At 62.0% G+C, this 2,459-nt stretch carries 4 protein-coding genes; all 4 read right to left on the reverse strand.

Annotated elements, in window-relative coordinates:
- Nucleotides 1-18 precede the first annotated feature (18 nt).
- Nucleotides 19-618, reverse strand: a complete 600-nt coding sequence (locus tag A2J01_RS24510) for a hypothetical protein (RefSeq protein ID WP_003946084.1) — start codon at nucleotides 616-618, stop codon at nucleotides 19-21.
- A gap of 231 nt (nucleotides 619-849) precedes the next feature.
- Nucleotides 850-1,881, reverse strand: a complete 1,032-nt coding sequence (locus tag A2J01_RS24515; protein ID WP_003946088.1) for a magnesium and cobalt transport protein CorA — start codon at nucleotides 1,879-1,881, stop codon at nucleotides 850-852.
- Between the two features lie 106 nt (nucleotides 1,882-1,987).
- Nucleotides 1,988-2,269: a hypothetical protein gene (locus tag A2J01_RS24520; RefSeq protein WP_003946081.1), complete on the reverse strand. Its 282-nt coding sequence runs from the start codon at nucleotides 2,267-2,269 to the stop codon at nucleotides 1,988-1,990.
- A gap of 5 nt (nucleotides 2,270-2,274) precedes the next feature.
- On the reverse strand, nucleotides 2,275-2,459 hold a 185-nt coding region (locus A2J01_RS24525; RefSeq protein WP_064113780.1), incomplete at its 5' end, for a three-helix bundle dimerization domain-containing protein.

Consider the following 2,459-nt stretch of genomic DNA (forward strand, 5'->3'; position numbering starts at 1 on the left):
TAGGTCCAGACAAGACCTCTAGGTGCCCTGCTCGAAGGAAAACCAGTTCTCAGCAACGGGTTTGAGCCGGCGGAACCGATCCAAATTCGGAGTGCAATTCGCTGTGTACAACCACCCCACGACCTCAGTGGGGGTGCTCCGCCTGCTATCGACGAAGTACACACAGTTGTCCACCCGGATGAAGACAGTGGAGAATTCGTAACCGTCGATCTCGGTTGGGCCGAGATGCTCGGTACCGTCACGCAGCATCGAGTCCGCAAGCTCCGCCATCTCTGGATTGGCTCGATCGAAAGCGCGATCCGTTGGCGTTTGCACCGTGAAGAACACGAGAGCAGTCGCTACCACGACCAGAGGGGCAGGTCCCATCCGCCACGACAGGCGCTGCTCCCGTTTCCAGAAACCGTAGGACCGGACAACCCAGAACACCCCGATGGCAAGGAGTCCCAGGAGCGCGAAACATACCGTGGCGGGTTCGAGGAAAATGACTGCGGCTGTGGGGTACTGCCACCAGTCGTAGCGGACTCCCGCAATTATCGCGAGAAAGGGCACGGCAGCGAGGGCGGTGCCCAGCGCAGGCGGACGCACTAGTCGAGCATCATTGCCGGCGCTACCGAACACCTGTCCCCCTCCTTCTTCGATCCCCGATCGTCGATCGCCTGCACACCCACCATTCACGGACGGTTGAGACTAACGGAATCGATCTGCGTAACAGTGGTTTCGACCTGACCTGCTGCGCAATCCCGCCCGGCAACAGCGTGGTCGCGCGGAGGCAGGGCGGTTCGGTCGTTCACCTCCGTTCGGTTCGAGGAGTTCCGGCCGCAGCCGGCCAAGACCTTCAGATGCTGGCCTTTACAGCCAGCGTTTTCGGCGGAACAAGGTGAACAACGACACCGCGCCGGTCACCGCGATGATCCACCACAGCAGGTACCCGTATCGCCATCGCAGTTCCGGCATGTCCTGAAAGTTCATGCCGTAGATCCCGGCGAACGCAGTCACGAACGCCGCCACCGACGCCCACGCGGTGATCTTGCGCAAATCGGTGTTCTGCTGAACATTGACCCGAGCAAGAGTCGCAGCGACGAGAGAGCTGATGACATCGTCGAACTCGACGATCCGTTCCGCCACCGCGGCGTGGTGTTCGGCGACATCACGCAGATGCCGGTGTACGTCCTTGGGAATCGGCTCCGGCAACGCAGTGGCGGCAGCGAGCGTGGACAGCGCCGCAGCGAGGGGGTTGACCGAACGCCGTAATTCGAGCACTTCGCGTTTGACGAGGTAGATCTGCTCGATAGGGGTGTGACGATCGGGGCTGAGCAGTTCCACTTCCAAAGTGTCGATATCGACGTCGACCGATCCGACCACTCCCAGGTAACCGTCGACGATCCGGTCGATCACCGCGTGCAGGACAGCCCACGGCCCGATTTGCAGGTGTTCCGGCGATCCTTCGAGTTCGGCGCGCACGCCCGCCAACGCGGTATGCGCGCCGTGCCGGACGGTGACGATGAAATCCGACCCGACAGCAGCGAGAATCTCACCGGTTTCGACGATGTCGTCGGCGGTGCGGATCGAGGTCGGTGAAAGGTAGTGGGCCGTGCGCATCACCAACACGGTCACCTTGTCGTATTGTTCGAGTTTGGGGCGTTGATGCGCGTGCACCGAGTCCTCGGCGACCAATTCGTGCAGGCCGTACGTCTGGGCGATTGCCGTCATCTGCTCGAAGGTCGGTGCGAACAACCCGAGCCACACGAACCCCGAACCCCGACGCCGAACCTCATCCAACGCACTCTCCGGTGTGTGAGTGCCGGGGAGTCGCACCCCGTCGACATAGACGGCGCAGTCGACCACAGCAGCGGCAGCACTCGATGGTGGTTGTCGATCCATCCCCGCAGCTCACCGTCCCTGTGCTTCCCTGCCCATGCAGAAGAGGGCGACTCAGGATAGCGGCTGACCGCGCACCGAACGCGATCAGCGCTGCGACGGAAACCGATCAGCTGCGGAAAGAATGTGCGGCAGGCACTTCCGCGGGCACATTGGCGGTAGGAAACCGGCGTGTCAGTTGCTCGACAAGAGCGTGCACCCGATGAAGGTCCTTACGCAGAGCCGCCGCATCGGTGCGCGCCGCCGACGCCAACTCAGGTGCGACCGGGCGCGTACCCCGCACCAGGCGCAGCGCGGATTCGATCCGCTCCGACAACTCGTCGATCTCCGAATTCAACAGAGCCAGAAACACTCTCGCCTGCGCAATATCGGACTCTTCGGCCGCGGACACGGCCTTTATGAAGCGACCAGCGAGGAAAGTTTCTCCCCCGCCATGCGCTCGACGAGCAGAGGAACGAAATCACGCACCTTGTCGTCGAAATGAGCATGAGCAGACGCCACAGCGTCCGCCACGACATCAGCCGAGATCGACGGATACTTCGCAGACAACCTACTCACCGCATGAGCGATCAGACGCTCTT

This window comes from Rhodococcus sp. EPR-134 (assembly GCF_001647205.1).
Lineage (GTDB): Bacteria > Actinomycetota > Actinomycetes > Mycobacteriales > Mycobacteriaceae > Rhodococcus_F > Rhodococcus_F qingshengii.

Excerpts from the sequence above, each read along its gene's own strand:
- A2J01_RS24515 (WP_003946088.1), bottom strand. The coding sequence starts at position 1,881 with ATGGATCGACAACCACCATCGAGTGCTGCCGCTGCTGTGGTCGACTGC.